Source organism: Caldalkalibacillus mannanilyticus JCM 10596 (genome assembly GCF_000615945.1).
GTDB classification, from domain to species: Bacteria; Bacillota; Bacilli; order Caldalkalibacillales; family JCM-10596; genus Bacillus_AT; species Bacillus_AT mannanilyticus.
Map to the genome: position 1 here is coordinate 1 of NZ_BAMO01000076.1, position 4,842 is coordinate 4,842.

The 4,842-nt window shown below is 40.7% G+C and carries 1 protein-coding gene; it reads right to left on the reverse strand.

Annotation, left to right across the window (positions count from 1 at the left end):
• The coding region (locus JCM10596_RS22545) for a non-ribosomal peptide synthetase (RefSeq protein WP_025029028.1) at positions 1 to 4,842 on the reverse strand (4,842 nt) is incomplete at both ends.

Genomic DNA, 4,842 nt, shown 5'->3' on the forward strand with positions numbered 1-4,842 from the left:
TGCCTGCAAAATCAAGCTGATCTAGCACATTTTGTTGAAGCAACAGCACTTCAGCGTTAGAATTTTTGAGAATGTAATGAATTCTCTCTTCAGGATATTCTGGATCGATCGGGATATAAGCGCCACCAGCTTTAAGTATCGCTAAGATTCCCACCACCATTTCCACTGAACGGTGTGCGATGATGCCTACAGGCTGCTCGGGTTGAACCCCTTTTGCTCGTAGGGTATGAGCTAATTGATTCGCTCGTTGGTTCAGTTTGCTATACGTTAACTCCTGATTTTCATAGACAACGGCAATAGAATCCGGTGTTCTGTTCACTTGCTCTTCAAATAGCTGTTGAATGGTTTTCTCATGTGAAAACACTGCTTCTCTTTCATTAAAGACATATAGTATTTCCTCTCTCTCTTGAGAAAGCATAATTTCCAGAGAAGAAAGGTTATTCTGAGGGTTGGTGATAATGGCTTCGATTAGTTTGACAAAATGGTCAGCCATCCGCTTAATTGTTCTTTCAGAATATAGAGAAGTGGCGTATTCCATATTGCATTGTAATCCTTCTGCTGACTCCTCTATCGTCAGACTGAGATCAAATTTAGCCATTTGATCTCCATAAGGATAATCCTGCATTTTAATGTCTTTTAGGTTTAGATCATTCTGTGCTGTACTTTCTAAAACAAACATCGTATCAAATATCGCATTACGGCTTAAATCTCTAGATACATTTACATGTTCTACTAATTCTTCAAACGGATACTCTTGATTTTCATAAGCTAATAGAGTCGTTTCCTTCACTTCACTTAAGAAATCAATAAAGCCTTTCGCGCCTGACGGGTAACTACGAATCGCTAAAGTATTGACAAACATCCCAAGTAAAGGTTCTAAGTCGGAATGTGTTCTACCAGCGATAGGCGTTCCAACAATAATGTCTTCCTGCCCACTATATTTATGCAGTAATGTTTTGTAGACTGCGAGCAGAAGCATATGCAAGGTTGTTCCTGTCTGGTTTGTTAGTTGTTTTAAGCTCTTACTTAATGAAGAATCAATGACAAAATCGTAAGTTTCCCCCATAAAGCTTTGCACAGCTGGACGTGCATAATCTGTAGGAAGTTCTAGTACAGGCAGTTCTCCCTTTAGAGAGTCTAACCAATATTCTCCTTGCTTTTGAATTCTTTCACTTTGTACTTCTGACTGTTGCCAAACAGCATAGTCTTTGTACTGAATTCTAAGAGGGGGTAGCTCATGACCTTCATATAACTTGGCAAATTCTTCAGTGATTCGTTCTATCGAAACACCATCAGAGATGATATGGTGCATATCCAACATGAGTATAAAGCGTTTTTCTTCGAGCTCAATCAGCCCTGCTCGGAATAACGGAGCTACTCCTAAATCAAAAGCTCTAACAAATTGACGAATCCTCTCTTGCGCTTCATCGTCACTGGATTGAACGTATTCTAGTGTGAACGATACGTTAGGATGAATTCGTTGTACAGGTTCGCCATGCTCTATTTCAAAGCTGGTTCGAAGAGTTTCGTGACGAGCAATGAGTTTGCGGAAAACTTCCTCTACTTTATTTCGATCTAACGATCCTTCTAAAAGTAGTTGACCCGAAATGTTATAACTCAGTTCAGCTCCTTCAAGCTGGTGTAAGATATATAAGCGTTTTTGGGCAGAGGATACAGGATATACCTCACGCTCCATCGCTCTAGGTATAGAAATGTGCTTGTTTTGTTCTGTTTCTGATACGATTTGGGCAAGCTCTTCAACGGTTGGAGCCTGAAAAATCGTTCTAAGAGCAAGATCAATATTCAACTCTTTGTGTATCTTAGATACCAACGTAGTTGCTCGTAGAGAATGTCCTCCTAGGTCAAAGAAGTTGTCTTTTACTCCAATGGTTGCTACACCAAGTACTTCCTGCCAGACTTGTACAAGCTTTTCTTCTATTTCAGTCCGCGGTGCTACATATTCTGTTCCTGTTTGAAGCCCAGTTGTTGGTTTCGGTAAGGCGCGACGATCTACTTTCCCATTTGGTGTCAGTGGCATTTGTTCTAACTGAACAAAATAGGATGGAATCATGTAGCTAGGCAGTTCTTGAGAAAGTGCAGTTCTCAGTTCACTGACATTCCATTCACGTTCTGCCGTAAAATAAGCACACAAATCCTCTTGTCCTGCTTCATCCTTCTGAGCAAGAACAATTCCCTCTCGCATGGAGTCTAACTTTAAGAGTTGCGATTCTACTTCGCCCAATTCTATACGGAATCCCCGGATTTTGACCTGATGATCAATGCGACCTAGGTATTCCAAATTCCCATCAGGCAACCAGCGAGCAAGATCACCTGAACGGTACATTCTTTCTCCAGGTTTAAATGGGTTATCAACAAACTTTTCGGCTGTTAAATCAGGACGGTTCAAATACCCTCTTGCAACCCCTTCACCAGCTACATACAGTTCACCCATAACTCCTACTGGAAGCAGGTTCCGATGTTCATCCAGAATGTACGTGCTTAAGGTTGGAATGGGTTGACCGATGTTGCTTTTCGCTTGCTCGATTTCCACTTCTGTAATTTCTTTATACGTTACATGGACCGTTGTTTCCGTAATACCGTACATGTTAATTAGTTGAATATGCGGGTATTTGGATTTCCAATCCTTTAATAGATACGGACTCAAGGCTTCCCCACCGAAAATCACGTTCCGTAAAGCTAAGCCCTTTCCACCTTCTGCTGCTTCTTCTTGAAGAACTTTATAGAAATACGTTGGAGTTTGATTCAGGATCGTTACTTGCTGATCTTTTAACAACTGAAGAAACTGCTTCGGATTTTTAGCTGTCAAAGATGGAACAACAACAACCTTTCCTCCGTATAATAGGGCTCCATACATTTCCCATACCGAAAAGTCAAAGCAATAGGAGTGGAATAAGGTCCATACATCATTCTCGTTAAAGTCAAATAGATTGTGATCATTAAACAGCAGGCGTACAACATTTTTATGTTCAATTAGAGTTCCTTTTGGTTTACCTGTTGTTCCAGAAGTATAGATCACATACGCTAGATTCTGTGGTTGATTAACAGAAGCTAGATTACTACCATCTTCGTGATAGGATGCATCGTCATCAAGAACCAGCTTTGTCCCAGAATACGAGAGGCGATCTTCCAGGTGACGCTGAGTTAACAAGACTTGTGCTCCTGAATCTTCTAACATATAGTACAAACGGTCTTCTGGGTATTCAGGATCAAGAGGGACGTAAGCTCCTCCTGCTTTTAAGATAGCGATGATTCCCACAAGCATATCTACAGAGCGTTCCACCATGATAGCAACTAAATGATCGGCTTGGACTCCCTCTGCTCTCAAGGTACGTGCTAAACGGTTCGCACGTTCATTCAATTCACCATAAGTAATCACTTGATTCTCATGAATAACCGCTATCCGTTCTGGAGCCCTTGCTGCCTGTTCCTCAAACAATTGCTGAATTGTTTTCTCACGTGGATAGTCAGCTTCACTGTTATTAAAGACTCGTAGGATTTGTTCCCTCTCTTCAGGAAGAATCAGCTCCAAAGAGGCTAATGTGTGTTGTGGATTCTCTACGATACTCTCAAGTAGTTGAACAAAATGCCTGCTCATTCGCTCGATTGTTTCTTCTCTGTATAGAGAGGTAGCATATTCCATTTGACACGTTAGACCAGACTCAAGTTCATCAATAGTCAGAGTTAAATCAAATTTAGCCATCGTATATTCTTGAGGATATTCTTGCAAGTGTAGCCCCTCAATTTCTAAGGTGCCTTGCTCCGTGTTTTGAAGGACAAACATGGTATCAAATAAAGCATTACGACTTAGATCTCTCGTTACATCAACTAACTCTACTAATTCCTCAAAAGGATATTCCTGATTCTCGTAAGCTAGTAAAGTCGTTTCTTTCAATTCGGCTAGGAACTCTAAGAATGTTTTTTCTTCCGAAGGGTAGCTGCGAATTGCCAAGGTATTGACAAACATTCCGATTAGCGGTTCTAAATCAGCGTGCGTTCTGCCCGCGATAGGTGTTCCTACAATGATGTCTTCTTGTCTACTATATTTATGGAGTAAGGTCTTATAGGCTGCAAGCAGAACCATATATAACGTTGATTCTGTTTGTGAAGCAATTTGCCTTAACCCTTCTTCGATTCTTGGATCAAGATCAAAATAGAATGTAGCTCCAGCAAAGTTTTTCACAGCAGGACGAGTATAATCCGTTGGTAGCTCCAATACAGGAGATTCTCCTGCTAAAGTATCAACCCAATATGCCTCCTGTTTTTTCAATCGTTCGCTATCAAATTCTTTTCGCTGCCAAACAGCATAATCCTTATATTGGATGCGCAGCGGCAGAAGGTCTTTACCTTCATATAACTGAACAAACTCATCAATGATCACAGCGATGGAAATTCCATCTGAAATGATGTGATGCATATCCAACATGAGAATATGACGTTCACTTGTTATTTCAGTTAATCCTACTCTTAACAAAGGTGCCTTCTCTAAATCAAAGATTCGAACAAAAGAACGAATAATCTCTTGAGCCCCTTCATCATCAGATTTGTACAATTCTAAGTGAAAAGGAATCTCAGGATAGATTTTTTGTACAGGCTCCCCTTCAATCATTTCAAAACCTGTCCGCAAGCTTTCATGACGATGAATCATCTCACGAAAAGCTTTTTCTACACGTTCACGGTCTAAAGGTCCCTCGATCAATACTTCTCCTGACATGTTATAACTTAGCTCTGCCCCTTCAAGCTGATGTAAAATATATAAGCGCTTCTGAGCAGAAGATAGAGGATAGAACTCTCGTGCTTCAGCAACAGGAATGGAGGTGTGTT